At 63.2% G+C, this 23,465-nt stretch carries 21 protein-coding genes, 1 tRNA gene and 1 riboswitch; of the genes, 6 read left to right on the top strand and 16 right to left on the bottom strand.

The annotated features are described in order from the left end of the window. Nucleotides 1-47: 47 nt before the first annotated feature. From guaA to V1261_RS04915, 5 genes are all read right to left on the bottom strand, one after another. Nucleotides 48-1,667, bottom strand: coding sequence for a glutamine-hydrolyzing GMP synthase (gene guaA, locus V1261_RS04935; protein WP_329770326.1), 1,620 nt, complete (start codon nucleotides 1,665-1,667; stop codon nucleotides 48-50). A gap of 81 nt (nucleotides 1,668-1,748) precedes the next feature. Further along, the gene (guaB, locus tag V1261_RS04930) at nucleotides 1,749-3,218 is read right to left on the bottom strand and encodes an IMP dehydrogenase (RefSeq protein WP_329770325.1); all 1,470 of its coding nucleotides are present in this window, start codon (nucleotides 3,216-3,218) and stop codon (nucleotides 1,749-1,751) included. Between the two features lie 114 nt (nucleotides 3,219-3,332). Then, nucleotides 3,333-3,668, bottom strand: coding sequence for a hypothetical protein (locus tag V1261_RS04925; RefSeq protein WP_329770324.1), 336 nt, complete (start codon nucleotides 3,666-3,668; stop codon nucleotides 3,333-3,335). A 29-nt stretch (nucleotides 3,669-3,697) separates the two neighbouring features. Next, nucleotides 3,698-4,060 (bottom strand): RnfH family protein, encoded by a 363-nt coding sequence (locus V1261_RS04920; protein ID WP_329770323.1) that lies wholly within the window; start codon nucleotides 4,058-4,060, stop codon nucleotides 3,698-3,700. After that, nucleotides 4,053-4,493: a type II toxin-antitoxin system RatA family toxin gene (locus V1261_RS04915; protein ID WP_329770322.1), complete on the bottom strand. Its 441-nt coding sequence runs from the start codon at nucleotides 4,491-4,493 to the stop codon at nucleotides 4,053-4,055. Before V1261_RS04915 ends, V1261_RS04920 begins: the two co-directional genes overlap by 8 nt. A 110-nt stretch (nucleotides 4,494-4,603) precedes the next feature. Between V1261_RS04915 and smpB the strand changes: the two genes are divergently transcribed. Then, entirely contained in the window at nucleotides 4,604-5,083 is a 480-nt protein-coding gene (gene smpB, locus V1261_RS04910) for an SsrA-binding protein SmpB (protein WP_329770321.1), read from the top strand. Between the two features lie 81 nt (nucleotides 5,084-5,164). On the opposite strand, the gene V1261_RS04905 is transcribed toward smpB, so the two are convergent. The 9 genes from V1261_RS04905 to rimP are packed head-to-tail and all read right to left on the bottom strand — an operon-like array spanning nucleotide 5,165 to nucleotide 17,108. Then, nucleotides 5,165-6,529, bottom strand: coding sequence for a TrpB-like pyridoxal phosphate-dependent enzyme (locus tag V1261_RS04905; protein WP_329770320.1), 1,365 nt, complete (start codon nucleotides 6,527-6,529; stop codon nucleotides 5,165-5,167). A gap of 19 nt (nucleotides 6,530-6,548) precedes the next feature. Beyond that, a complete protein-coding gene (locus V1261_RS04900) occupies nucleotides 6,549-7,679 on the bottom strand; it encodes an enoyl-CoA hydratase/isomerase family protein (RefSeq protein WP_329770319.1) in 1,131 nt (376 codons plus the stop codon). After that, nucleotides 7,676-8,722: a DMT family transporter gene (locus tag V1261_RS04895; RefSeq protein ID WP_329770318.1), complete on the bottom strand. Its 1,047-nt coding sequence runs from the start codon at nucleotides 8,720-8,722 to the stop codon at nucleotides 7,676-7,678. Before V1261_RS04895 ends, V1261_RS04900 begins: the two co-directional genes overlap by 4 nt. A gap of 14 nt (nucleotides 8,723-8,736) precedes the next feature. After that, nucleotides 8,737-10,566: a translational GTPase TypA gene (typA, locus tag V1261_RS04890; RefSeq protein WP_329770317.1), complete on the bottom strand. Its 1,830-nt coding sequence runs from the start codon at nucleotides 10,564-10,566 to the stop codon at nucleotides 8,737-8,739. A gap of 36 nt (nucleotides 10,567-10,602) precedes the next feature. After that, nucleotides 10,603-11,613, bottom strand: coding sequence for a tRNA pseudouridine(55) synthase TruB (truB, locus tag V1261_RS04885; protein WP_329770316.1), 1,011 nt, complete (start codon nucleotides 11,611-11,613; stop codon nucleotides 10,603-10,605). Between the two features lies 1 nt (nucleotide 11,614). Continuing rightward, the gene (gene rbfA / locus V1261_RS04880) at nucleotides 11,615-11,986 is read right to left on the bottom strand and encodes a 30S ribosome-binding factor RbfA (RefSeq protein ID WP_329770315.1); all 372 of its coding nucleotides are present in this window, start codon (nucleotides 11,984-11,986) and stop codon (nucleotides 11,615-11,617) included. A 6-nt stretch (nucleotides 11,987-11,992) separates the two neighbouring features. Further along, a complete protein-coding gene (infB, locus tag V1261_RS04875; protein ID WP_329770314.1) occupies nucleotides 11,993-14,965 on the bottom strand; it encodes a translation initiation factor IF-2 in 2,973 nt (990 codons plus the stop codon). A gap of 19 nt (nucleotides 14,966-14,984) precedes the next feature. Then, nucleotides 14,985-16,472, bottom strand: coding sequence for a transcription termination factor NusA (gene nusA, locus V1261_RS04870; RefSeq protein ID WP_329770313.1), 1,488 nt, complete (start codon nucleotides 16,470-16,472; stop codon nucleotides 14,985-14,987). A gap of 45 nt (nucleotides 16,473-16,517) precedes the next feature. Continuing rightward, nucleotides 16,518-17,108, bottom strand: a complete 591-nt coding sequence (rimP, locus tag V1261_RS04865) for a ribosome maturation factor RimP (protein WP_329770311.1) — start codon at nucleotides 17,106-17,108, stop codon at nucleotides 16,518-16,520. Nucleotides 17,109-17,375: 267 nt separating this feature from the next. Between rimP and fabI the strand changes: the two genes are divergently transcribed. Further along, nucleotides 17,376-18,182 (top strand): enoyl-ACP reductase FabI, encoded by an 807-nt coding sequence (gene fabI / locus V1261_RS04860; protein ID WP_329770310.1) that lies wholly within the window; start codon nucleotides 17,376-17,378, stop codon nucleotides 18,180-18,182. Nucleotides 18,183-18,291: 109 nt separating this feature from the next. Here the strand turns inward: fabI and V1261_RS04855 are convergent, their stop codons facing one another. Next, entirely contained in the window at nucleotides 18,292-20,649 is a 2,358-nt protein-coding gene (locus V1261_RS04855) for an arginine/lysine/ornithine decarboxylase (RefSeq protein ID WP_329770309.1), read from the bottom strand. 256 nt (nucleotides 20,650-20,905) lie between these two features. Here V1261_RS04855 and V1261_RS04850 point away from each other — a divergent pair, with 256 nt between their 5' ends. The 3 genes from V1261_RS04850 (at nucleotide 20,906) to V1261_RS04840 (ending at nucleotide 22,480) form a co-directional block, all read left to right on the top strand. After that, on the top strand, nucleotides 20,906-21,343 hold the full coding sequence (locus tag V1261_RS04850; protein ID WP_329770308.1) for an NfeD family protein: 438 nt from the start codon (nucleotides 20,906-20,908) through the stop codon (nucleotides 21,341-21,343). A gap of 60 nt (nucleotides 21,344-21,403) precedes the next feature. After that, entirely contained in the window at nucleotides 21,404-22,318 is a 915-nt protein-coding gene (locus tag V1261_RS04845; RefSeq protein ID WP_329770307.1) for an SPFH domain-containing protein, read from the top strand. Between the two features lie 71 nt (nucleotides 22,319-22,389). Then, nucleotides 22,390-22,480, top strand: a tRNA-Ser gene (locus V1261_RS04840). Nucleotides 22,481-22,546: 66 nt separating this feature from the next. Here V1261_RS04840 and V1261_RS04835 read toward each other — a convergent pair. Next, nucleotides 22,547-22,741, bottom strand: a complete 195-nt coding sequence (locus tag V1261_RS04835) for a hypothetical protein (RefSeq protein WP_329770306.1) — start codon at nucleotides 22,739-22,741, stop codon at nucleotides 22,547-22,549. A gap of 165 nt (nucleotides 22,742-22,906) precedes the next feature. After that, a riboswitch (SAM-I-IV-variant riboswitch) is annotated at nucleotides 22,907-23,012 on the bottom strand. Between the two features lie 93 nt (nucleotides 23,013-23,105). On the opposite strand from V1261_RS04835, the gene arsC reads away from it, so the two are divergent. Further along, nucleotides 23,106-23,465, top strand: a complete 360-nt coding sequence (gene arsC / locus V1261_RS04830) for an arsenate reductase (glutaredoxin) (RefSeq protein ID WP_329770305.1) — start codon at nucleotides 23,106-23,108, stop codon at nucleotides 23,463-23,465.

The raw sequence follows: 23,465 nt of genomic DNA, 5'->3' as shown, positions 1-23,465 counted from the left end.
CTAATGACTGGGTTCATAAAAAATCTAGTCCTCAACTAGAACCAGCTTCACTCCCACTCAATCGTAGCCGGCGGCTTAGAGCTAACATCATAAGTCACGCGATTAATCCCGCGCACTTCATTAATAATCCTGCCACTCACCCGCTTCAACAAGCTATAAGGCAGCTCCGCCCAATCCGCCGTCATGAAGTCGCTGGTCTGCACCGCACGCAGCGCCACCACATAGTCGTAAGTGCGGCCATCGCCCATCACGCCCACGCTCTTGACCGGCAGGAATACGGTAAAGGCTTGCGATGTCAGGTCGTACCAGCTCTTGCCGCTGTTGGGCTCGACGGTGGAGCGCAGCTCCTCGATGAAGATCGCATCGGCACGGCGCAGCAGGTCGGCGTATTCGCGCTTGACCTCGCCCAAAATACGCACACCCAGGCCCGGACCGGGGAAGGGATGGCGATACACCATGTCGTGCGGCAGGCCCAGCGCCACGCCTAGCTCGCGTACTTCGTCCTTGAACAGGTCACGCAGCGGCTCCAGCAGCTTCAGGCCCAGCTGCTCCGGCAGGCCACCCACGTTGTGGTGGCTCTTGATGACGACCGCCTTCTTGCTCTTGGCGCCGCCGGATTCAATCACGTCGGGGTAGATCGTGCCCTGCGCCAGGAAAGTCGCACCCTTGTGGCCACCACCGCTGGCTTTCAGCTTCTCGGCCTCGGCCTTGAACACGTCCACGAACAGGCGGCCAATGATCTTGCGCTTCTGCTCGGGATCAGTCACGCCGGCCAGCTCGCCCAGGAACAGGTCGCTGGCATCCACGCGCACCACCTTGGCATGCAGCTTGCCCTCGAACATGTCCATCACCATGTCGCCTTCGTTCAGGCGCAGCAGGCCATGGTCCACAAACACGCAGGTCAGCTGGTCGCCAATGGCGCGGTGGATCAGCGCCGCCGCCACGGAGGAATCGACACCTCCGGACAAGCCCAGGATCACTTCCTCGTCACCGACCTGCTCGCGAATCGCCTGCACGGCTTCCTCGATATGGTCGCGCATGACCCAGCCCGGATTCGCCTGGCAGATATCCAGCACGAAGCGGTCCAGCATCGCCCTGCCCTGCACCGTGTGCGTGACTTCGGGGTGGAACTGTACGGCGTAGTAACCACGCTCCTCGTCGGCCATGCCGGCAATCGGGCAGCTCGGCGTGGAGGCCATCAGCTTGAAGCCGGCTGGCAGCTCGGCGACCTTGTCGCCGTGGCTCATCCAGACTTTCAGCATGCCATGGCCTTCCGGCGTGGTGAAATCGGCAATATCCTTCAGCAGGCGCGTGTGGCCGTGGGCGCGCACTTCGGCGTAACCAAACTCGCGCTGGTGGCCGCTTTCCACCTTGCCGCCCAGCTGCAGCGCCATGGTCTGCATGCCATAGCAGATGCCCAGCACCGGCACGCCCAGCTCGAACACGGCATCGGGCGCCTTGTCGGTCGTCTCTTCGTAGGCGCTGGCATGGCTGCCCGACAGGATCACGCCTTTCAGCTTGCCATCGGCAGCGAACTCGCGCACCCAGTCGCTGCTCACGTCACAGGGATGCACCTCGCAATACACATGCGCCTCGCGCACGCGTCGCGCGATCAGCTGGGTAACCTGGGAGCCGAAATCGAGAATGAGGATCTTGTCGTGTTGCATGGGGATGTCCCGTCAGAAAATGAAAAGGGCTGAGGCCACCCTCAAGGAGGTGTCTCAGCCCGAAGACCAGCCGTCAGGCCATCAGTCAGCGCGGTAGTTCGGCGCTTCCTTGGTGATCTGCACGTCGTGCACGTGCGATTCGCGGATGCCGGCTGCGGTAATTTCCACGAACTCGGCCTTCTCGCGCATCTCATCGATGGTGGCGCAGCCGCAGTAGCCCATGGAGGCACGCAGGCCACCGGCCATCTGGTAAATGATGCTCAGCACCGAGCCCTTGTAGGGCACGCGGCCTTCGATACCTTCCGGCACCAGCTTGTCGGTATTGGGGTTGCCGCTGCTGGCTTCCTGGAAGTAGCGGTCGGCGCTGCCCTGCTGCATGGCACCAATCGAGCCCATGCCGCGGTAGCTCTTGTAGCTACGGCCCTGGAACAGGATCACTTCGCCCGGTGCCTCTTCGGTACCGGCGAACATGCCGCCCATCATCACGGTGTTGGCACCGGCAGCAATCGCCTTTGCAATGTCGCCGCTGAAGCGGATACCGCCGTCAGCGATCAGCGGCACGCCCGTGCCACGCAGCGCAGTTGCCACGCTGTCAACCGCCATGATCTGCGGCACGCCCACGCCAGCGACGATACGGGTGGTACAGATGGAGCCCGGGCCGATACCGACCTTGACCGCGTCCGCACCAGCTTCGACCAGCGCCTTGGCAGCGGCACCGGTGGCGATGTTGCCGCCGATGACCTGGATATGCGGGTAATTCTGCTTGACCCAGCGCACGCGGTCGATCACGCCGGCGCTATGGCCGTGGGCCGTATCCACCACCACGGCATCCACGCCGGCAGCAGACAGGGCGTCGATGCGCTCTTCGGTGCCCGGGCCCACGCCCAGTGCCGCGCCGACCAGCAGGCGACCGTTGTCGTCACGCGCGGCATTCGGGAAAGTGGTCTGCTTGTTGATGTCCTTGACTAGGATCAGGCCCTTCAGTTCGAAGACGTCGTTCACCAGCAGCAGGCGCTCCAGCTTGTGCTCATGCAGCTTGGCCTTGGCATCGGCCAGGGAAATGCCCTCCGGGGCCGTGACCAGACGCTCGCGCGGGGTCATGATGTCCTTGACCTGCACGTCCAGGCGGGTCTCGAAGCGGATGTCGCGGTTGGTGACGATACCCACCACCTTGCCGCCGTCCAGCACCGGGAAGCCGGATACGCCCAACTCTTCGGACAGCTGCTTGACTTCCAGCACGGTGGTGGTGGGGGTGATCACCACCGGATCGCGCAGGATGCCGCTTTCGTGGCGCTTGACCTTGGAGACATGTGCAGCCTGGTCCTGGGCCGTCATGTTCTTGTGGATGATGCCGATACCACCCTCTTGCGCCATGGCGATGGCCAGGCGGGCTTCGGTGACCGTATCCATGGCGGCCGACACGAGCGGGAGGTTCAGGTGAATGTTGCGGGTGAACTGGGTGCGCAGCGAGGTGTCCTTGGGCAGGACTTCGGAGTAGGCGGGCACCAGGAGAATGTCGTCGAACGTGAGAGCTTTGCCGAGCAGGCGCATGGGGGGTTCCTCCAAAAGCAGGATTCTAACGGTTTCGGCGATCCCCGTCAGCCGGCAGGCCCGGAAAACCCCGGTTCGTGTTGCAACGCACAAACAGGCGAGTGCGGAAAAGGCTCAGGGACGATTCAGTGTATGCCAGTAGACCGCACAGCCGGCGGGCATATTCGCGCCCTGGCAGTGCTCCTTCAGCAGCACCGGCGGCTGGTTGAACACATAGCCCTGCTCGGCCATGCAGGCGAACTGTTCCCCGATGGCTTTCTGGCCAATGGCAAAGCGGTCGACATAGCCACAGGATTGCAGCGCCTGCTCGACCTGGGCGCTGCTGGCGCCAGGCTTGCTCCAGGTAGCGGCGGCCTGGGGCGCAGGCGCATGGCCTGCGGTACCGGCACAGCCAGCCAGTACGGCAGCAATCAGGGCCAGGGCGGCGGGGGCGATGGAGAATCGGGCCATGAGGTGCTCCTGTGGGGTGAAACAGTGAATCAGTAACCGGGCTTGGCCCCGGCACGGCGGCGTGCAAACAGGCCGGCAGCGCCAGCGCCCTGCTTGGCAAAACGCTCGCGCCGTGCCACCTTGGGATCGACCAGCAGCGGGCGGCTGAGCTCGATGCGATCCTGCGCGCGCAGCGGCTGGTCCGGCGTGGCCTTTCGGCCCCAGATGCTGGCAACCAGGCAGTCATCCTGCGTCTGCAGCCAGGCCTGCACGGCGGGCTGATGCGCCATGGCGCTGGCTTGCACCGCTTGCAGCAGCGTCGTGCCTGCGGTCACCTGCAAGGCTTCCGACTGCACGGTACGCGGCGCTGGCGACCAGGCCAGCTCGATCGGGATCAGGGCGGAATCAGCCATAGACCTTGCGCGCGCGCTGGATGAAGGCATCGACAAAGCTGCCGGCAATCTTGTCAAACACCGGGCCGACCAGCATCGCCAAGGCGCGGCTGGAGAAACCATATTCCATGTCGAAGTGGATGCGGCAGGCGCGCTGGCTGCCATCGCCGACCTTGTCAAAGCGCCAGGTGCCCTTGAGCTGCGAGAACGGGCCGCGCACCAGGTCGAGCGTGATCTGCTCGTCCGGAATGTGGTGGTTGCGCGTGACAAAGCTCTGCTTGAAGCCGGCCAGCGCGATGCCGACTTCAGCCACCATGCCATCGGGCGTGCGCTCGAGCACACGGCCAAAATCGCACCAGGGCATGAATTCCGGATATTTTTCGACGTCAGACACCAGGTCGAACATTTCGGCCGGGCTATACCAGATGAGGACGGATTTGTGTACGTTTTTCATGGATTGCTGTTTTCGACCATTGTATGCATGGCGGAACTTTGCTCAAGGTCGTATGATCTGATACTTTTGACTGGCGCGCATGCGCCCTGCAAGTTTTCCCATCATTCCACATGGCCACCAAGAACAAGAAAGCCCTCCCTGCCCGCATCGCCGACAACAAGAAAGCCGCCTTCAACTACTTCTTCGAGGAGAAGTACGAGGCCGGCATGGTGCTGCAAGGCTGGGAAGTGAAGGCGATCCGCGAAGGCAAGGTGCAGCTGACCGACGGCTATGTGGTGATCCGCGAGGGTGAGCTGTTCCTGATCGGCTGCCAGATCAACCCGCTCAAGACCGCCTCCACCCACATCAGCGCCGATGCCGCCCGCATCAAGAAACTGCTGTTGCACAAGGACCAGATCCAGCGCCTGATCGGCAAGGTGGAGCAGAAAGGCTATACCCTGGTGCCGATCAACCTGCACTGGAAGGACGGCCGCGTGAAATGCGAAATCGCCTTGGCCAAGGGCAAGGCCGAGCATGACAAGCGCGACACCATCAGGGAGCGCGAGGGCAAGCGCGAGGTGGAGCGGGCGATGAAGAGTCGCCATCGCTGAGCGCCCTGCTCTGCCCTGCATGCGACAAGGCCAGGATGGTTACCATCCTGGCCTTGTGCTTTTTACGGCTTCGACAGCGGATCAGTCAATCTGCGGTAAGTCCCCCAGCGCACGCGCCAGCTCGTCCTCGTCACAGACATCATCCTTCAGCTCGCCTGCCAGGAAGCGCGTGTAAGCCGCCATGTCAAAGTGGCCGTGGCCGCTCAGGCAGAACAGGATGGCTTCGGCCTTGCCCTCGTGCTTGCAGCGCAGCGCTTCCTGCACCGCGCCCTGGATCGCATGGGTCGATTCCGGCGCCGGCACGATGCCCTCATGGCGCGCAAACAGCACGCCGGCGGCAAAGCAGTCGCCCTGGCCATAGGCCACGGCTTCCATCAGGCCCAATTCCTTGACATGGCTGACCAGCGGCGCCATGCCGTGGTAGCGCAGGCCACCGGCATGGAAGCCCGGCGGCGTGAAGCTGCTGCCCAGCGTGTGCATCTTGGTGATGGGCGTCATCTGCGCCGTGTCGCCAAAGTCGTAGGCATACTTGCCGCGCGTCAGCGACGGGCAGGCGCTCGGCTCGACACCGACGATACGCGGCATCGGGCGCTCGCCGCGCAGGCCGCTGCCCAGGAACGGGAAGGCAATGCCGGCAAAGTTGCTGCCGCCACCGGTACAGCTCAGCACCACGTCCGGCCAGCAGTCGGCCATTTCCATCTGCTGCATCGCTTCCAGGCCGATCACGCTCTGGTGCAGCAGCACATGGTTGAGCACCGAGCCCAGCGTGTACTTGGTATCGTCGTTCTGCGCGGCGATTTCCACCGCCTCGCTGATGGCGATGCCCAGGCTGCCCGGATGGTCCGGACGCTCGGCCAGCACCTTGCGGCCGTATTCGGTCTGCGTGCTAGGTGAAGCAATGCAGCGCGCACCATAGGTTTCCATCACGGCACGACGGTACGGCTTCTGGTCGTAGCTCACGCGCACCTGGTAGACCTCGACATCCAGGTCGAACAGCGAACCAGCATAGGCCAGCGAAGTGCCCCACTGCCCGGCACCCGTCTCGGTCGTCACGCGGCGCACGCCGGCCTGCTTGTTGTAGAAGGCCTGCGGAATCGCCGAGTTGGGCTTGTGACTGCCGGCCGGGCTGACGCCCTCGTACTTGTAGAAGATCTTGGCCGGCGTACCCAGCGCCTTTTCCAGCGCGCGGGCGCGAAACAGCGGCGCCGGACGCCACTGGCGCAGCACGTCGCGTACCGGCTCGGGGATCTCCACCTCGCGCTCGGTCGTCATTTCCTGTTCGATCAGCGCCATCGGGAACAGCGGCTCCAGATCGGCGGCCTGTACCGGTTGCTTTGTGCCCGGATGCAGCACCGGCGGCAGCGGCTGCGGCAGGTCGGCCTGGATGTTGTACCAGTGGCGTGGAATCTGCTCTTCGTCGAGCAGGTACTTGAGTTGCTTGCTCATGACCGGTACCTCTCGGAATTTACTTCAGGAACGCCAGCGGGTGCATGGACGCCGGCCAGGGGCTCTCGTAGAACGCGTCAACCATCTCGTCGGTCACGTCCTCGATGCGCGGCGGGTTCCACTGCGGGTTGTTGTCCTTGTCGATCACCAGCGCGCGCACGCCTTCAATGATCTCGCTGCCGACCATGGTACGGCCCATGTGCTGCGGGAAGAAGCAATGGCGCACCAGGTCGCGCTCCATGCGCAGGTCTTCTGCCACCGTCATGTGGCGGCCGCGGCGGATCTGCTCGAACACCACATGCAGCAGCAGCGGCGAACGCTTGCGCAGTGCGCCCGCGCACTTCTGCGCCCACTCGCTGCCGGTATCGGCTTCGAGTTGCTGCACGATCGCCTTGAAGCTTTCGGCGCCAAAATACTTCTCGGCTTCGGCGCGCGAAGCGGCAAAGGCCTCGGTTTCGGCCGGCGTGGCGTCCATCTGCTGCTTCAGCCAGCTGCGTACGGCATCGCCATCGGCAAACTGCTGTTCACCCAGCGCCTGCCAGACCTCGGCCTGGCGGCTGCTGGCCAGGTAATGGTCACCCAGGCCAATCGCGATGCCGTCCGCGCCCAGGATGTGGTCGCCGGCCAGTGCCAGCCATTCGCCGCTATGGCCAGGGCAACGGCTCAGGAAGTAGCCACCGCCCACGTCCGGGAACAGGCCGATCAGCGTCTCGGGCATGGCCATGCGCGTGCGTTCGGTCAGGATACGGTCGGTCGCACCCTGGCTGATGCCCATGCCGCCACCCATGACGATGCCGTCCATGAAGGCGATATAGGGCTTGCCCAGGAAGTGCGTCAGGTGGTTGAGTGCATACTCTTCGGTGAAGAAGTCCTCGATCTCGGGGTTGCCGCGCTCGGCCTGGTCGTGGAAGAAACGGATATCACCGCCGGCGCAGAAGGCACCAAACACGCCCTCCTTGTTGCTGCCGCGGATCGCCACCGCCTGGATCGCCGGATCGGCCTGCCAGGTCTGCAGGATCTCGTACAGGCTGCGTACCATCGCCAGGCTCAGCGCGTTCAGCGCCTTGGAACGGTTCAGGGTAATGAAGCCGACGCCACCACGGACCTCGCTCAGCACATCGGGCGTGGCCCACTTCCAGTTTGCACTCATCTCACTTGCCTCCATCCTAGGAATTCGTTGATTGCCAGCGCCAGCAGCACGACACTGCCGCCGATGACCACATTGGATGACGGGATTTCCCCGGCACCCCACCAAGTGAGCAGTATGCCAAAAATAATCTCCAGCAAGGCCAGCAGCGACAGTTCCGGCGCACTCAATACCCGCGACGCGACCACCGCCAGCGCGCACGGAATCGCCAGCTGGAACAGGCCCAACGCCGTCAGCCAGCCCATGTCGGGCCAGGAGGCCTGGAACGGCCAGGCAAACGGCAGGCAGACCAGCGCCGACAGGAAGCCGCCAATCGCCAGCGCCGGCACCATGTCACTGGCCTGGATCGGCGGCGGTGCCAGTTCCAGCGCCGGGTTCTGGAACTGCGCCACGGCATCGCCCGGCAGCTCATTGCTGACAGCCTGGGTACGTTCGCTGATCGCCACGGCATGGGCGCGCTGCGATTGCTCCGCGCGCAACTGCGCCAGCCGCTTGCGCTCACGGTGCATCAGCGTCCATTGCGCGCAGGAGCAGACCGGCACCAGCAGCGCAATCAGCGAACCGATCAGCTTGCGGTCATAACCCAGCGTCAGGTGGGCGGCATAGATGTAGACGATGCCGGCTGCGGCCACCAGCACCGTCATGCGGGTCCGGCGCGGCAGCTTTTCTTTCAGGATGAAGTGGCTGACCAGCGCAGTAAACACCGGGCCGAGCGCCGACAGCACCAGCACGTTGGCCACGGTGGTAAAGCTCAGCGCCATCATGAAGGCGGTGAACATGCCAGCCCAGCACAGGCCGGACAGCCACAGCATCGGCTCGTCCCAGGGAATGCGGCGCAGGCTGCCCTGGCCGCGCGTGAAACGCAACACAAGCAGGATGCAGCTGGCCGCCAGCAGGCTGCGCCAGAACGTCACCTCGACCCCGCTGGCGTCGGTGATCTGGCGCGTCATGACCCCTGCCGTGGCCCACATCAGGGTGACCAGCACCATGACGACAACGGCCCAGCCGTGGCTGAGCCGTGGTCGCAATACGGCACGCAACAACATGCCGGTTTACCGCATCAGACGGTTTCGCGGCTGGCGCGCTTGCGCTCGTGTTCCTTCAGGTGACGCTTGCGCAGGCGGATGCTCTTGGGCGTGATCTCGACCAGCTCGTCGTCCTCGATGAACTCCACGCCGTATTCCAGCGTCAGGTCGATCGGCGGCGTGATCTTGATCGCATCTTCCTTGCCGGACACGCGGAAGTTGGTCAGCTGCTTGGTACGCGTGGCGTTCACCACCAGGTCGTTGTCGCGGCTGTGGATACCGACAATCATGCCCTCGTACACCGGATCACCGGCCTTGACGAACATGCGGCCGCGGTCATCCAGCTTGCCCAGCGCGTAGGTGAAGATTTCGCCATCGTCCATGGAAATAAGCACGCCGTTCTTGCGGCCGCCGATTTCGCCCTTGAAAGGCTCGTAGCCGTCAAAGATGTTGCTGATCAGACCGGAACCACGCGTCAGGTTCAGGAATTCGTTGGTGAAACCGATCAGGCCACGCGCCGGAATGCGGTATTCCAGACGCACGCGGCCACGGCCGTCCGGCTCCATATTGACCAGTTCGCCCTTGCGCTCGCCCAGTGCCTGCATCACGCCGCCCTGGTGGCCTTCCTCGATATCGGCCGTCACCAGCTCGATCGGCTCGCACTTCTCGCCGTCGATCTCCTGGAACACCACGCGCGGCTTGGACACGGCCAGCTCGTAGCCTTCGCGGCGCATGTTTTCCAGCAGGATGGTCAGGTGCAGTTCACCACGACCGGAGACTTCGAACACGCCGTCCTCGCCGGTTTCCTTGACGCGCAGCGCCATGTTGCTCTGCAGTTCCTTCTGCAGGCGGTCCCAGATCTGGCGGCTGGTGACGAACTTGCCTTCGCGGCCAGCCAGCGGGCTGGTGTTGACGCTGAAGTTCATGGTCAGCGTCGGCTCGTCCACCTTCAGCATCTCGACCGGAGCCGGGTTGTCCGGATCGGTGATCGTCACGCCAATGCCGATGTCCTCGATGCCGTTGATCAGCACGATGTCGCCGGGACCGGCTTCCTTGACCTGCACGCGGTCCAGGCCCTGGAAAGTCAGCACCTGGTTGATGCGGCCCTTGTACTGCTTGCCGTCAGGACCTTCCATCACCAGCACGTCCTGCGCCGGACGCAGGCGGCCGGAGTTGATGCGACCCACGCCGATACGGCCGACGAAGGTGGAGTAGTCAATCGCCGAGACCTGCAGCTGCAGCGGTGCATCGGCATCGCCTTCGTGCGGCGTGACGTGGCTCAGGATGGTATCGAACAGCGGCGACATGTCCTTGCCCCACTGCTCGCCCGGCACGCCCTCTTCCAGCGAGGACCAGCCGTTGATGCCGGAAGCGTAGACTACCGGGAAGTCCAGCTGCTCGTCGGTAGCGCCCAGCTTGTCGAACAGGTCGAAGGCGGCGTTGATCACCTTGTCCGGATCGGCACCGGGCTTGTCCACCTTGTTCACCACCACGATCGGGCGCAGGCCCAGTGCCAGCGCCTTCTTGGTGACGAAACGGGTCTGCGGCATCGGGCCTTCCTGGGCATCGATCAGCAGCACCACGCCGTCCACCATGGACAGGGCGCGCTCGACTTCACCACCGAAGTCCGCGTGACCAGGGGTGTCGACGACGTTGATGTGGGTGCCCTTCCAGCTCACGGCACAGTTCTTGGCCAGGATGGTAATGCCACGCTCACGTTCGATGGCGTTGTTGTCCATCACGGAATCGACCACTTTTTCGTGCTCGGCAAAGGTACCGGAGTGGCGCAGCAGCTGGTCGACCATGGTGGTCTTGCCGTGGTCAACGTGGGCGATGATGGCGATATTGCGGATTTGTTGGCTCATGGGAATGCAATGGTGTAAAAAATCGTCTGTAAATGGTCAGCTGGCGGCATCACTTGCCTGGGCCAGCGTCTGCTGGATGTCCAGCGGGCTCAGCAGCCGCACCGGAATCAGGTGGCCGGCCTGTACATGGGCCGTGCCGAGCAGCACCCGGTCGGGTGGCTTGAACAGCGCCGGGCAATCCGGAGCCGGGCCATACACCGCCACCAGCGGCATGTCGGGCCAGGGGCCACGGCGACGCAAGCCAGTCAGGAAGCGTGCTGCATCTTCTGCGCCCAGCATGACAGGGCTGTGACCCTGCAGCAGGATATCTACCGGCTGCAGCAGTTGCAGCCGCTGTTCCGCCGGCATCGCCTCCAGTGCCTCGAGCGTGATGCACTGTGTCAGGTCGAACACGCCCGTCTGTACCCGGCGCAGGCCGATCAGGTGCGCGCCACAGCCGAGCGCGTTGCCGATGTCCTCGGCCAGCGTGCGGATGTAGCTGCCCTTGCTGACGCTGGCGTGGATACGTATCACGCTGCCAGCCGGATGCTGCTGCAGGATCTCGTCCGGCACCGGCAGGCGCTCCAGCCGCGACACCGTGATGCGGCGCACCGGGCGCTCTACCGTGATGCCGGCACGGGCGTATTCGTACAGCGGCTTGCCGTCCTTTTTCAGGGCGGAATACATGGGGGGCATCTGGTCCTGCTCACCCAGGAAACGCTGCAGCACGGCGGCTACCGCCGCATCGTCTGCCTGTACCTCGCGCTCGTCCAGCAGCTCGCCCTCGGTATCACCGGTGGTCGTGGTCTGGCCCAGGCGCAGCGTGGCCACGTAGGCCTTGTCGGCATCCAGATGCAGCTGGCTGAACTTGGTGGCAGCGCCAAAGCACAGCGGCAGCACACCGGTCGCCAGTGGATCCAGCGTACCGGTATGGCCGGCTTTTTCGGCGCGCAGCAGCCACTTGACCTTCTGCAAGGCCTGGTTGCTGGAGAGTCCTATGGGCTTGTCGAGCAGCACCACCCCGTGGACAGGGCGACGCTGCACCCTGTTCCGTGGAGCAGCCGTCATCTCAATCCTCGTTCTTGGAACGCGAAGACACGGCCTTGGCGATCAGCGCATTCATGTCCGCCGCACGTTCCTGGGTACGATCGTAGACGAAATGCAGCGTCGGCACGGTGTGGATGTGCAGTCGCTTGAACAGGCCGTTGCGCAGGTGGCCGGCAGCGTGGTTCAGGGCTTCCTCGGTCTGTTCCGGGTCGCCAGTGAGCACACTGAAGTAGACCTTGGCGTGGGCATAGTCGGGCGTGACTTCCACGCCCTGCAGGGTGACCATGCCGACACGCGGATCCTTCAGCTCGCGCTGGATCAGTTCCGCCAGATCACGCTGGATCTGGTCGGCCACCTTGTAGCTGCGGTTGGTAGGGGCTTTCTTCTGTGCCATGCGGGATTACAGGGTACGGGCCACTTCCTTGACTTCGAAGAATTCGAGCTGGTCGCCTTCCTTGATGTCGTTGTAGTTCTTGAGCTTGATACCGCACTCGAAGCCTTCCTTGACCTCGCGCACATCGTCCTTCATGCGCTTCAGGGAGTCCAGCTCGCCGGTATAGATCACCACGTTGTCGCGCAGCAGGCGGAAGTTGGCGTTGCGCGTGACATAGCCGGAAGTGACCATACAGCCCGCCACGGTACCGATCTTGGACGCCACGAACACGGTGCGAATCTCGGCATGACCGATGATCTCTTCCTTCTTGTCCGGCGTCAGCATGCCGCCCATGGCTGCCTTCACGTCATCCACGGCGTCGTAAATGATGTTGTAGTAGTGGATGTCGATACCGTTGCCTTCGGCTGCCTTGCGCGCCTGGGCATCGGCACGCACGTTGAAGCCCATGACCACGGCGTTGGAGGCAATCGCCAGGTTGATGTCGGATTCGCTGATGCCACCGACACCGGCGTACACCACCTGCACCTTGACCTCGTCGGTCGACAGCTTGAGCAGCGATGCGGCCAGCGCTTCCTGCGAACCCTGCACGTCGGCCTTGATGATGATGGGCAGGTGCTTGACCTCGCCCGCCTCCATGTTGGCGAACATGTTTTCCAGCTTGGCCGCCTGTTGCTTGGCCAGCTTGGTATCGCGCAGCTTGCCGGAACGGTAGTTGGCGATTTCACGGGCACGACGCTCATCGGCCAGCACCATGAATTCGTCGCCAGCCTGCGGCACTTCGGTCAGGCCCTGGATTTCCACCGGGATGGACGGGCCAGCCGACTTGGTCGGCCTGCCGTTCTCGTCGACCATGGCACGCACGCGACCCCAGGTCTGGCCTGCCAGCACCACGTCGCCGGCCTTGATGGTACCGGACTGCACCAGCACCGTGGCCACCGGGCCGCGGCCCTTGTCCAGCTGGGCCTCGATCACCAGGCCCTTGGCCATGGCGTCCACCGGCGCCTTCAGCTCCAGTACTTCGGCCTGCAGCAGCACGTGCTCCAGCAGTTCGTCGATACCCATGCCGGTCTTGGAGGACACCGGCACGAACGGGGAATCGCCGCCGTACTCTTCCGGCACCACTTCCTCGTTCACCAGCTCGCCCTTGACGCGCTCGATGTTGGCTTCAGGCTTGTCGGCCTTGGTCAGCGCCACCACGATCGGCACACCGGCCGCTTTCGCGTGCTTGATAGCCTCGCGCGTCTGCGGCATCACGCCGTCGTCGGAGGCACAGACCAGGATCACGATGTCGGTGGCCTGGGCACCGCGTGCACGCATGGCGGTAAACGCCTCGTGGCCCGGAGTGTCCAGGAAGGTGACGATGCCACGCTCGGTTTCCACATGGTAGGCACCAATGTGCTGCGTGATGCCGCCGGCTTCGCCCACCGCCACCTTGGCGCGGCGGATGTAGTCCAGCAGCGAGGTCTTGCCGTGGTCCACGTGGCCCATCACGGTCACCACCGGGGCACGCGGCAGCAGTTCTGCGCTTTGTGCTTCCACTTCTTCCTGGGTGAAGGCTTCCGGATCGTCCAGGGCTGCTTGTACAGCAACGTGGCCCAGTTCTTCCACCAGAATCATGGCGGTGTCCTGGTCCAGCGACTGGTTGATGGTCACCATCTGGCCCAGCTTCATCAGGGCCTTGATCACCTCGGAGGCCTTGATCGCCATCTTGTGGGCCAGTTCGCCCACGGTGATGGTCTCAGGCACATGGATCTCGAGTTGCTTGAACTCGACCGGTGCCTGCGGCTGGCGGTCTTCCTGGTGGCCACGGCGATCGCCGCGACGGCCCTTGGGACCACTGCGCCAGTTGTTGCCACCGCGGCTGTTGGCCGTGGTGTCACCGCGCGTCTTGATTTCGCCGCGCTTCTTGTTCTCGCCGTCGCCAGCCCAGCTGGAGGACAGTTTGGCCGACTTGACTTCCTTGGTACCGGCCGTCTTGTCGGCACCTGCGGCGGCCGGCTTGGCGGCAGCCTTGTCGGCACCAGCGGCCGGCTTGTGCAGCGTGCCCTTGGTCGGCTTCGGCTCTTCCGGCTTCTTGGCCGTCAGCACCTTGGCCGGCGCGTTCATCATGGCACGGATGGCTTCCGCCTCGGCCAGGGCCTTGCGGCGGCGCTCTTCCAGATCGCGGGCACGGGCGGCTTCTTCATCGGCCTGGGCCTTGCGGGCAGCTTCAGCATCGGCCTTGGCTTTCGCCTTGGCGGCCTCGGCATCAATACGGGCCTGCTCCTCCGCCTGGGCGGCCTGCTCCTGCTCGCGTTCGCGCTGGACAGCAGCGTCACGCGCAGCAGCGGCACGCTCGACGCTCTCGGCGCGGGCCTGCTGGATTGCGGCGACTTCGGCTTCGGCGCGGGCACGGGCTTCGGCACGCGCCTTTTCCGGATCCTGCGCAGCCTCGGCCGCGGCAGCCTCGGCGGCAGCACGTGCTTCGGCTTCGGCACGGGCGCGCTCTTCCGCTTCGCGGCGGGCGCGTTCCTCAGCTTCACGCTGGCGTGCTTCTTCTTCCTCGCGCTGGCGGCGCTTCTCGGCCAGCTCTTCTTCCTGGCGACGCAGCAGTTCAGCCTGCTGCAGCGCCTCTTCTTCGCGGCGGCGCAGTTCCAGCTCGTCGGCAGACGGCTCGGTCGGCGTCACGCTGGCTTCAATGTCTTCACGCTTGATCAGGGTGCGCTTCTTGCGCACTTCGACCGGGATGGTACGGGCCTTGCCAGTGGCATCGGCCTGCTTGATCTCGCTGGTGGAACGGCGCGTGAGCACGATCTTCTTGCGCTCGCCGGTATTGCCGTGGCTGCTGCGCAGGAAATCCAGCAGCATGCGCTTGTCGGCTTCAGTCAGGGAGTCGCTGGCGCTGGACTTGTTCACGCCAGCGCTGTTGAGCTGGGACAGCAGAGCCTCGGGGCTCTTGTTCAGCTCGGCAGCAAAATCTGCAACAGTGGTGTTTGTCATTGTGTTCTTACCCCTTTCCTTAGCCCTGGTCCTCGTCGAACCAGTGTTCGCGGGCCTTCATGATCAGCGCGGTAGCAGCTTCTTCATCGAGGCCGGCAATCTCCACGAGCTCATCGGTCGCCAGGTCGGCCAGCTCGTCACGCGTATGTACTTCGGCTGCAGCCAGCTTGGCCAGCAGCTCCGGCGTCATGCCTTCCAGGTCACGCAGGTCGAGCGCGGTGTCATCCACGCTTTCTTCCTGGGCGATGGCCATGGTCAGCAGCGCATCCTTGGCACGGGCACGCAGTTCGTTCACCGTGTCTTCGTCGAAGGCCTCGATTTCCAGCATTTCCTGCAGCGGCACGTAAGCCACTTCTTCCAGGCTGGTAAAGCCTTCCTCGATCAGGATGTCGGCGATTTCCTCGTCCACATCCAGCTTGCTCATGAACAGGGTGCGCATTTCCTGCTGCTCGCTGGCCTGCTTTTCGGCAGACTCGGCAGCGTCCATGATGTTGATCTTCCAGCCGGTCAGGTCAGAGGCCAGGCGCACGTTCTGGCCGCCACGGCCAATCGCCACCGCCAGGTTTTCCTCGTCCACGACCACGTCCATGGCGTGCTTTTCCTCATCGACCACGATGGACTGCACGTTGGCCGGAGCCAGCGCGCCAATCACGAACTGGGCCGGATCCTCGCTCCACAGCACGATGTCGACACGCTCGCCAGCCAGTTCGTTGGTGACGGCGGTCACGCGGCTGCCGCGCACGCCGACACAGGTACCGATCGGGTCAATGCGCTGGTCGTGCGCGACCACGGCGATCTTGGCACGGCTACCCGGATCACGCGCGCAGGACTTGATCTCCAGCAGGCCCTGCTCGATTTCAGGCACTTCCTGGCGGAACAGCTCCATCATGAAGGCCGGCGCGGAGCGCGACAGCATGATGGGGGCACCACGCTGGGTGGTATCGACTTCCATGATCATGGCACGCAGGCGGTCGCCGGTGCGGAAGTTTTCCTTGGGAATGGTTTCGCTACGGCGCAGGCGACCTTCGACACGGCCGCTTTCGACGATCAGGTCGCCCTTGTCCATGCGCTTGACGGTACCGCTGAAGATCTTCTCGCCGCGATCCAGGAAGTCGCGCAGCAGCATGTCGCGCTCGGCGTCGCGGATGCGCTGCAGCACCACCTGCTTGGCCGTCATGGCACCGATACGGCCGATCGGCATCGATTCCACCTGCTCCTCGATGAAATCGCCTTCGACGACGTCAGCGACGCGCTCCTGCGCATCCATCAGCAGTTCTTCGGCGTCGGGGTTTTGCAGGCCGGCCTCGTTGGGCACCACCAGCCAGCGGCGGAAGGTGTCGTATTCACCGGTTTCACGGTCGATGGCGACGCGGATATCCACCTCGCCTTCATACAACTTGCGCGTGGCCTGGGCCAGCGCCATCTCGATGGCGCCGAAGACGACATCACGGTCAACGTTCTTTTCGCGGGCAATGGCCTCGACCAGCATCAGCAGTTCGCGATTCATGGTGTGGTTCTCCGTTTCTTGTTCGCTAGGATATTGGAGCCTGTATCAGGACTCGGAATCAGGTTCGGCCGCATCGGGAACGGCACGGCGACGGCCCTTGAAGTCGACCACCGGGGCCAGTCGGGCCTCGCGGATCTCGTCCAGGGTGAAGCCCAGCGCCTGCAGCGGTGCCGGCGGACGCTTCTTGCTCACGCGCACACCGGGCTTGGCCGGCGGCGCATCGCTCCAGACCACCTGCCAGCCGGCTTCGGTCTTTTCGAGCGTGCCACGGAACTTCTTGCGGCTGGCAGCAATGCCGGCCTCGTTCTCGCCAATGGGTTCCAGCAGGGTGATGTCGACCTCTTCGCCAAGGAAGCGTTCGAAATCCAGTGCGTGGCGCAGCAGCCGGTCAATGCCGGGCGAGGAGACTTCCAGGCGGTGGTAATCCACGGCCTCGACCTCGAACACGTATTGCAGCTGGCGCGAGACACGCTCGCAATCCTCGATGGTGACGAACTGCTCGGGCAGTTCGGCATGCTCGGGCAGCCACGGCAAGTCGATGGTAATGCGCAACACGCCCCCGGCGGCGCGCTCGATTTCCACGAGGTCCAGCCCCAAGCCCTGTACGGTTTGTTCCACCAATTCCTGCAATGCCACGCGTATATCCTGATCCCTGTGATTGATTGAATGCTGCAAGCCGTTGATTACAATGAAAAAATCAAGCGTCTTGCAAGGCGATCCACCAGCTTGGACAAAAAAAATGGGCGGTTGAAAACCGACCCATATTGCTTTTATGCTTGATGGTGATAAGCGTGTATTATAGACGATCCGCCTGCACGGGACAAGCCCTTGGCGATAAAATGACATACAAGGCCTGCCGCTGTCGCGCGCGGCCATCCACAATAGCAAAAAAGGACACACTCCATGGGTTTTCTGACCGGCAAGAAGCTGCTGATTACCGGCCTCCTCTCCAACCGCTCCATTGCCTACGGCATCGCCAAGGCCTGCCACGAGCAAGGTGCCGAACTGGCATTCAGCTACGTGGGCGAGCGCTTCAAGGACCGCATCACCGAATTTGCCGCCGAATTTGGCAGCAATCTGGTATTTGAATGCGATGTCGGCAGTGACGAATCCGTGGCCCGGCTGTTCGCCGACCTGAGCCAGACCTGGCCCAAGTTCGACGGTTTTGTACACAGCATCGGCTTTGCCCCGCGTGAAGCCATCTCCGGCAAGTTCCTGGACGGCCTGACGCGCGAAAACTACCAGACTGCACTGGACATCAGCGCCTACAGCTTCCCGGCCATGACCAAGGCCGCGCTGCCCTACCTGAACGACAAGTCCTCGGTACTGACCCTGTCCTACCTGGGCGCCGTGCGCACCATCCCCAACTACAACACCATGGGCGTGGCCAAGGCCGCACTGGAAGCCTCGGTGCGCTACATGGCCGAATCGCTGGGCCGCATGGAAGACGGCCGCTGCATCCGCGTCAACGGCGTCAGCGCCGGCCCGGTCAAGACGCTGGCTGCCAGCGGCATCAAGGACTTCGGCAAGCTGCTGGCCTACATGGCGGCCAACGCCCCGCTGCGCCGCAACGTGACGATCGAGGAAGTCGGCAACGTCTGCGCCTTCCTGCTGTCCGATCTGGCTTCCGGCGTCACGGCCGAGATCAGCTATGTCGATTGCGGCTTCAGCCAGACGGCTGGCCTGGGTTCCGATTACGACAAGGCCTGATCGCCCTGGCCTGAACAACAGAAAAGCGCCCTGACCGTCTGGTCAGGGCGCTTTTTTCATGTGCTAAGCCGGCAGCTACCGGGAACGGGCGCCGCAGCGCCCTGCCCGCTCAGAAGTTGCTGGAGAACGGCGAATGGTGCTGCGTCTGGATCATGTCATCCATGGTCAGCGCCGGCGCCTGCTTGGGTTCGCCTTCGGCCACGCAATCGGCGTAAAAACGGCGCTCGCCGTTCTCGTCGACCTGCTCGACCAGGCCGTGGATATCGGTCTCGAAGCCCGGGCACTTGCGGGCGAACTCGCGCGCAAACTTCAGGTAGTCGACGATCTTGCGGTTGAACACCTCGCCCGGGATCAGCAGCGGGATACCCGGCGGGTACGGCGTCAGCAGGCCAACGGTGACACGGCCTTCCAGCTGGTCGATCTCGACGCGCTCGGTGCGGCGGCGCGCGATGTGCGCGTAGGCATCGGCCGGCGTCATCGCCGGGGCCAGCTCGGACAGGTACATCTCGGTCGTCAGACGGGCAATGTCGTACTCGGCGTACAGCGTGTGCACGTGCTGGCACAGGTCACGCAGACCCATGCGCTCGTAGCGGCGGTGCGACTGGCAGAACTCCGGCATGACGCGCCACATCGGCTGGTTCTTGTCGTAATCATCCTTGAACTGCTGCAGCTCAGTCAGCATGGTGTTCCAGCGGCCCTTGGTGATGCCGATGGTGAACATGATGAAGAAGCTGTACAGACCGGTCTTCTCGACCACCACGCCATGCTCGGCCAGGTACTTGGTGACGATGCTGGCCGGAATGCCGGTTTCGTCAAAGGTGCCGTCCATGCGCAGGCCCGGCGTGACGATGGTCGCCTTGATCGGGTCCAGCATGTTGAAGCCATCGGCCAGGTCGCCAAAACCGTGCCAGGACTGGTCGTCCGGTTCGCCGCTGCGGATGATCCAGTCGTCGGCGCGGCCCATGCCCTCGTCGGCAAAGCTTTCCGGACCCCAGACCTGGAACCACCAGTCGTTGCCGAATTCCTGCTCGACCTTGCGCATGGCACGGCGGAAGTCCAGCGCCTCGGCGATGCTTTCCTCGACCAGCGCGGTGCCGCCCGGCGGCTCCATCATGGCAGCCGCCACGTCACAACTGGCGATGATGCTGTACTGCGGGCTGGTCGACGTGTGCATCAGGTAGGCTTCGTTGAACAGGTAGCTGTCCAGCTTGCGCTCCTGCGAATCCTGCACCAGCACATGGCTGGCCTGGCTGATACCGGCCAGCAGCTTGTGGATGGACTGCGTGGAATACACCATGGTCTTGGACGGACGGCTGCGCTTGCGGCCCATGGCGTGGAAGGTGCCATAGAACGGGTGGAAGGCCGCGTGCGGCAGCCAGGCCTCGTCAAAGTGCAGGTTGTCGACAAAACCGTCCACCATCTGCTTGATGGTCTCGGTGTTGTAGAGCACACCGTCGTAGGTGGATTGCGTCAGCGTCAGGATGCGCGGCTTGACCGTATCCGGGTCCACGCCCTTGAGCAGCGGGTTGGCTGCAATCTTGGCGCGGATCGCTTCGGGGCTGAATTCCTCTTGCGGAATCGGACCGATGATGCCGAAGTGGTTGCGCGTCGGCTTCAGGAACACCGGAATCGCGCCAGTCATGATGATGGCGTGCAGGTTGGACTTGTGGCAGTTGCGGTCGACCACCACCACGTCACCGGCGGCCACGGTATGGTGCCAGACGATCTTGTTGCTGGTGCTGGTGCCGTTGGTGACAAAGAAGCAATGGTCGGCATTGAAGATGCGCGCAGCATTGCGCTCGGATTCCCCAATGGCACCGTTGTGGTCCAGCAGCTGGCCGAGTTCCTCGACCGCGTTGCAGACGTCGGCGCGCAGCATGTTCTCGCCGTAGAACTGGTGGTACATCTGGCCGATGGGTGACTTCAGGAAAGCCACGCCCCCGGAGTGGCCCGGGCAGTGCCAGGAGTAGGAACCATCTTCGGCATAGTCCAGCAGCGCCTTGAAGAACGGCGGCTGGATATATTCCAGATAGGCCTTGGCTTCACGGATGATGTGGCGCGCCACGAATTCGGGCGTGTCCTCGAACATGTGGATGAAGCCGTGCAGCTCGCGCAGGATGTCGTTGGGCAGGTGGCGGCTGGTCTTGGTTTCGCCGTAGACGTAGATCGGCACATCCTCGTTCTTGCGGCGCACTTCCTCGATGAAGTTGCGCAGGTTCTCGACCGCCAGGCTGACGTCGTTATCGCTGTTGACATCAGTGAATTCCTCGTCGTCGATCGACAGGATGAAGGCGCTGGCGCGGCTCTGCTGCTGGGCAAACTGGGTCAGGTCACCATAGCTGGTCACGCCTACCACCTCGAAGCCCTCACTCTCGATGGCCTCGGCCAGGGCGCGGATACCCAGGCCGGAAATGTTTTCGGCGCGGTAGTCTTCGTCGATGATCACGATCGGGAAGCGGAATTTCACGGGGGAGTTCTCCTTGGCATGGCAAAACAGGCCGCAAGAACGGCCTGTATCGAATAACCGCCATCATAGTGGCTGGACGGCATAACAGGTGCAGAAAAGTGTCAAAAAGACCGCGTCGTCTGCTGCGATGCTGCAGTGCGACAACGCCGGGAACCTGTCGTGCCTGCGATGATCCAACAAAGCCGTCACAACCATATGACAATAGGCATGCCCCTGCAACCCGCAGGCGCACTGCTCAAGCGGAGGAAGCAACACAATGGAAACCTCAACCCTGTGGTGGATTGCCGTAGTCCTGCTGTTGGGCGCGGAGCTGCTGACCGGGACCTTTTTCCTGCTGATGATGGCGCTGGCCGCCATCATGGGTGCGCTGTCGGCACATCTGGGCCTGGGGCTGCCGGCGCAGCTGATCATCGCCGCCCTGTCCGGCTCACTGCTGACGGTGGGCTGGTACCTGCTGCGCAAGAAGCGCAAGCTGGCCACGACCGATCCCGACCGTAGCGCCACGCGCAACAAGCTGGATATCGGCAGCGTGGTGATGGTCGAAGCCTGGCAACCCGATGGCACCACCGATGTGCAATACCGTGGCGCGCGCTGGCAGGCCATCGCCGCCAACCCGCAGCAGCCGCCCGTCAGCGGCCGCCACACCGTGACCGATATCCGCGGCAGCCAGCTGGTGCTCAGCCCGGCCGCCTGACTGTCATCCCGCCGGGCTATAGTGCCCAGACGCCCTATCGACCATCCATCTGGAGTTTTCATGGAATACGCGATTGTCCTGCTAGCCGTTGCCATCATCTTTATTGCCAAATCCGTCAAGGTGGTGCCGCAGCAGAGCGCCTGGGTGGTAGAGCGCCTGGGCAAGTACCACGCCACGCTCAACCCGGGCCTGAACTTCCTGATCCCCTTCATTGACCGCGTGGCCTACAAGCACAGCCTGAAGGAGATCCCGCTGGATGTGCCGAGCCAGGTCTGCATCACGCGCGACAACACCCAGCTGCAGGTGGACGGCATCCTCTACTTCCAGGTGACGGACGCGATGCGCGCCAGCTATGGCTCCAGCAACTACATCGTGGCAGTGACGCAGCTGGCACAGACCTCGCTGCGCAGCGTGATCGGCAAGCTGGAGCTGGACAAGACGTTTGAAGAGCGCGACATGATCAACGCCCAGGTGGTGAATGCGATTGACGAAGCCGCACTGAACTGGGGCGTGAAGGTACTGCGCTACGAGATCAAGGACCTGACGCCGCCGGCCGAGATCCTGCGTGCGATGCAGGCGCAGATCACGGCCGAACGCGAAAAGCGCGCGCTGATCGCCTCGTCCGAAGGCAAGAAGCAGGAGCAGATCAACCTGGCCGAAGGCGAGCGCGCCGCCTTCATCTCGCGCTCCGAAGGTGAAAAGCAGGCCGCCATCAACGCGGCACAAGGTGAAGCCGTCTCCATCCAGGCCGTGGCCGATGCCACCGCCGACGCCATTGAGCGCATTGCCGCCGCCATCCGCCAGCCCGGCGGCGATCAGGCGGTACAGCTCAAGGTCGCCGAACGCGCCGTGGATGCCTACGGCAAGCTGGCCTCCGAAGCGCGCACCACACTGGTGGTGCCGTCCAACATGACCGAAATGTCCTCGCTGATCGCCTCGGCAATGAAGGTGGTGCAGGCACAACAGGACAAGTGAGCGTCCGGCACAAATTTTTTGCGGCCGCCTTGGCGAGCGCTGCGAAGTAGTGCTAGAATCTCGGTTTTCACGGAGAGATGGATGAGTGGTTTAAGTCGCACGCCTGGAAAGCGTGTGTAGGTTAATAGCCTACCGAGGGTTCGAATCCCTCTCTCTCCGCCAGATACAAAAACCCCGATGACTCGCAAGAGCATCGGGGTTTTTCTTTGGCCGAATCACGGCTTGTATTCAGGCCGCCAGCCGCTCCCAGCGCAAATGTGCCGGATCACGCCACTCGCCCTGCAGTTCCTGCCAGGGCTGCTGCGCCAGTGGCGCCACGGCATGGCGACGCAGGCGTTCGAACAGCTCAAGCGACTCCTGCTCAAAATCGAAGGACGATACCGGGATCACGTGAATCGCGGGATGAAAATGGGCTTCAAACATGAAAAACTCCTTTTAGCGTTTGGTCTGACAACGGGTGGCAAGTTGGGATAAATCACCCGGGCTATTGCCCTGCAGTACGCAGGCGGGACGCCGGTCCCGGTACAGCATGAGCCAGTGACAGCATCCAGATGCAGCAAAGCCCGCCGGACGAACCGGAGGGCTTTGCTGGTCCGGCTTGGTTGTCATGTAGGCATGACCACATCTGCTAGGCATACCACCTTGCCCCGGGAGGCAGGTTGGTGCGGAACGTGTCCGACTCCTGATGTACGGTTCCTATTGTGCCCATCTGGAAAACACCGTCAAGCCCATGCAAACCCTGATGCGGCGACAATCAGGGCCATTCCCCCTATTCCGGAGACCAGTCATGAGCGATATCACCATCTACCACAACCCCAAGTGCAGCAACTCACGCAGCGCCCTGGAGCTGATCCGCCAGAGCGGCGCGGAACCGGTCGTCGTCGAATACCTGAAGACACCGCTGAGTGCCAGCGAACTGCAGGCCCTGCTGCAGCGCATGGGCAGCAGCGTGCGTGACATCCTGCGCGAAAAGGAATCGGTCTATCAGGAGCTGGACCTGGGCAATGCCAAGTGGAGCGATGCCGAACTGCTCGGATTTGTCGAGCAGCACCCGGTGCTGATGAACCGTCCAATCGTGGTCACGCCGCTGGGCGCACGCCTGTGTCGCCCGGGCACACTGGTGCTGGACCTCCTGGCGCAAGACTGA

The organism is Brachymonas sp. J145, assembly GCF_036312245.1.
In the GTDB taxonomy this organism is placed as follows: Bacteria; Pseudomonadota; Gammaproteobacteria; order Burkholderiales; family Burkholderiaceae_C; genus Brachymonas; species Brachymonas wangyanguii.
Note: the sequence above shows the minus strand (reverse complement) of the source record. Positions and strands in the feature narration are given on the sequence as shown.

Excerpts from the sequence above, each read along its gene's own strand:
- nusA (WP_329770313.1), bottom strand. The coding sequence starts at position 16,472 with ATGAATCGCGAACTGCTGATGCTGGTCGAGGCCATTGCCCGCGAAAAG.
- V1261_RS04915 (WP_329770322.1), bottom strand. The coding sequence starts at position 4,493 with ATGAAAAACGTACACAAATCCGTCCTCATCTGGTATAGCCCGGCCGAA.
- smpB (WP_329770321.1), top strand. The coding sequence starts at position 4,604 with ATGGCCACCAAGAACAAGAAAGCCCTCCCTGCCCGCATCGCCGACAAC.
- V1261_RS04920 (WP_329770323.1), bottom strand. The coding sequence starts at position 4,060 with ATGGCTGATTCCGCCCTGATCCCGATCGAGCTGGCCTGGTCGCCAGCG.
- V1261_RS04925 (WP_329770324.1), bottom strand. The coding sequence starts at position 3,668 with ATGGCCCGATTCTCCATCGCCCCCGCCGCCCTGGCCCTGATTGCTGCC.
- V1261_RS04905 (WP_329770320.1), bottom strand. The coding sequence starts at position 6,529 with ATGAGCAAGCAACTCAAGTACCTGCTCGACGAAGAGCAGATTCCACGC.
- guaA (WP_329770326.1), bottom strand. The coding sequence starts at position 1,667 with ATGCAACACGACAAGATCCTCATTCTCGATTTCGGCTCCCAGGTTACC.
- V1261_RS04845 (WP_329770307.1), top strand. The coding sequence starts at position 21,404 with ATGGAATACGCGATTGTCCTGCTAGCCGTTGCCATCATCTTTATTGCC.
- guaB (WP_329770325.1), bottom strand. The coding sequence starts at position 3,218 with ATGCGCCTGCTCGGCAAAGCTCTCACGTTCGACGACATTCTCCTGGTG.
- fabI (WP_329770310.1), top strand. The coding sequence starts at position 17,376 with ATGGGTTTTCTGACCGGCAAGAAGCTGCTGATTACCGGCCTCCTCTCC.
- V1261_RS04895 (WP_329770318.1), bottom strand. The coding sequence starts at position 8,722 with ATGTTGTTGCGTGCCGTATTGCGACCACGGCTCAGCCACGGCTGGGCC.
- rbfA (WP_329770315.1), bottom strand. The coding sequence starts at position 11,986 with ATGGCACAGAAGAAAGCCCCTACCAACCGCAGCTACAAGGTGGCCGAC.
- typA (WP_329770317.1), bottom strand. The coding sequence starts at position 10,566 with ATGAGCCAACAAATCCGCAATATCGCCATCATCGCCCACGTTGACCAC.
- V1261_RS04850 (WP_329770308.1), top strand. The coding sequence starts at position 20,906 with ATGGAAACCTCAACCCTGTGGTGGATTGCCGTAGTCCTGCTGTTGGGC.
- arsC (WP_329770305.1), top strand. The coding sequence starts at position 23,106 with ATGAGCGATATCACCATCTACCACAACCCCAAGTGCAGCAACTCACGC.
- V1261_RS04835 (WP_329770306.1), bottom strand. The coding sequence starts at position 22,741 with ATGTTTGAAGCCCATTTTCATCCCGCGATTCACGTGATCCCGGTATCG.
- truB (WP_329770316.1), bottom strand. The coding sequence starts at position 11,613 with ATGACGGCTGCTCCACGGAACAGGGTGCAGCGTCGCCCTGTCCACGGG.
- infB (WP_329770314.1), bottom strand. The coding sequence starts at position 14,965 with ATGACAAACACCACTGTTGCAGATTTTGCTGCCGAGCTGAACAAGAGC.
- V1261_RS04900 (WP_329770319.1), bottom strand. The coding sequence starts at position 7,679 with ATGAGTGCAAACTGGAAGTGGGCCACGCCCGATGTGCTGAGCGAGGTC.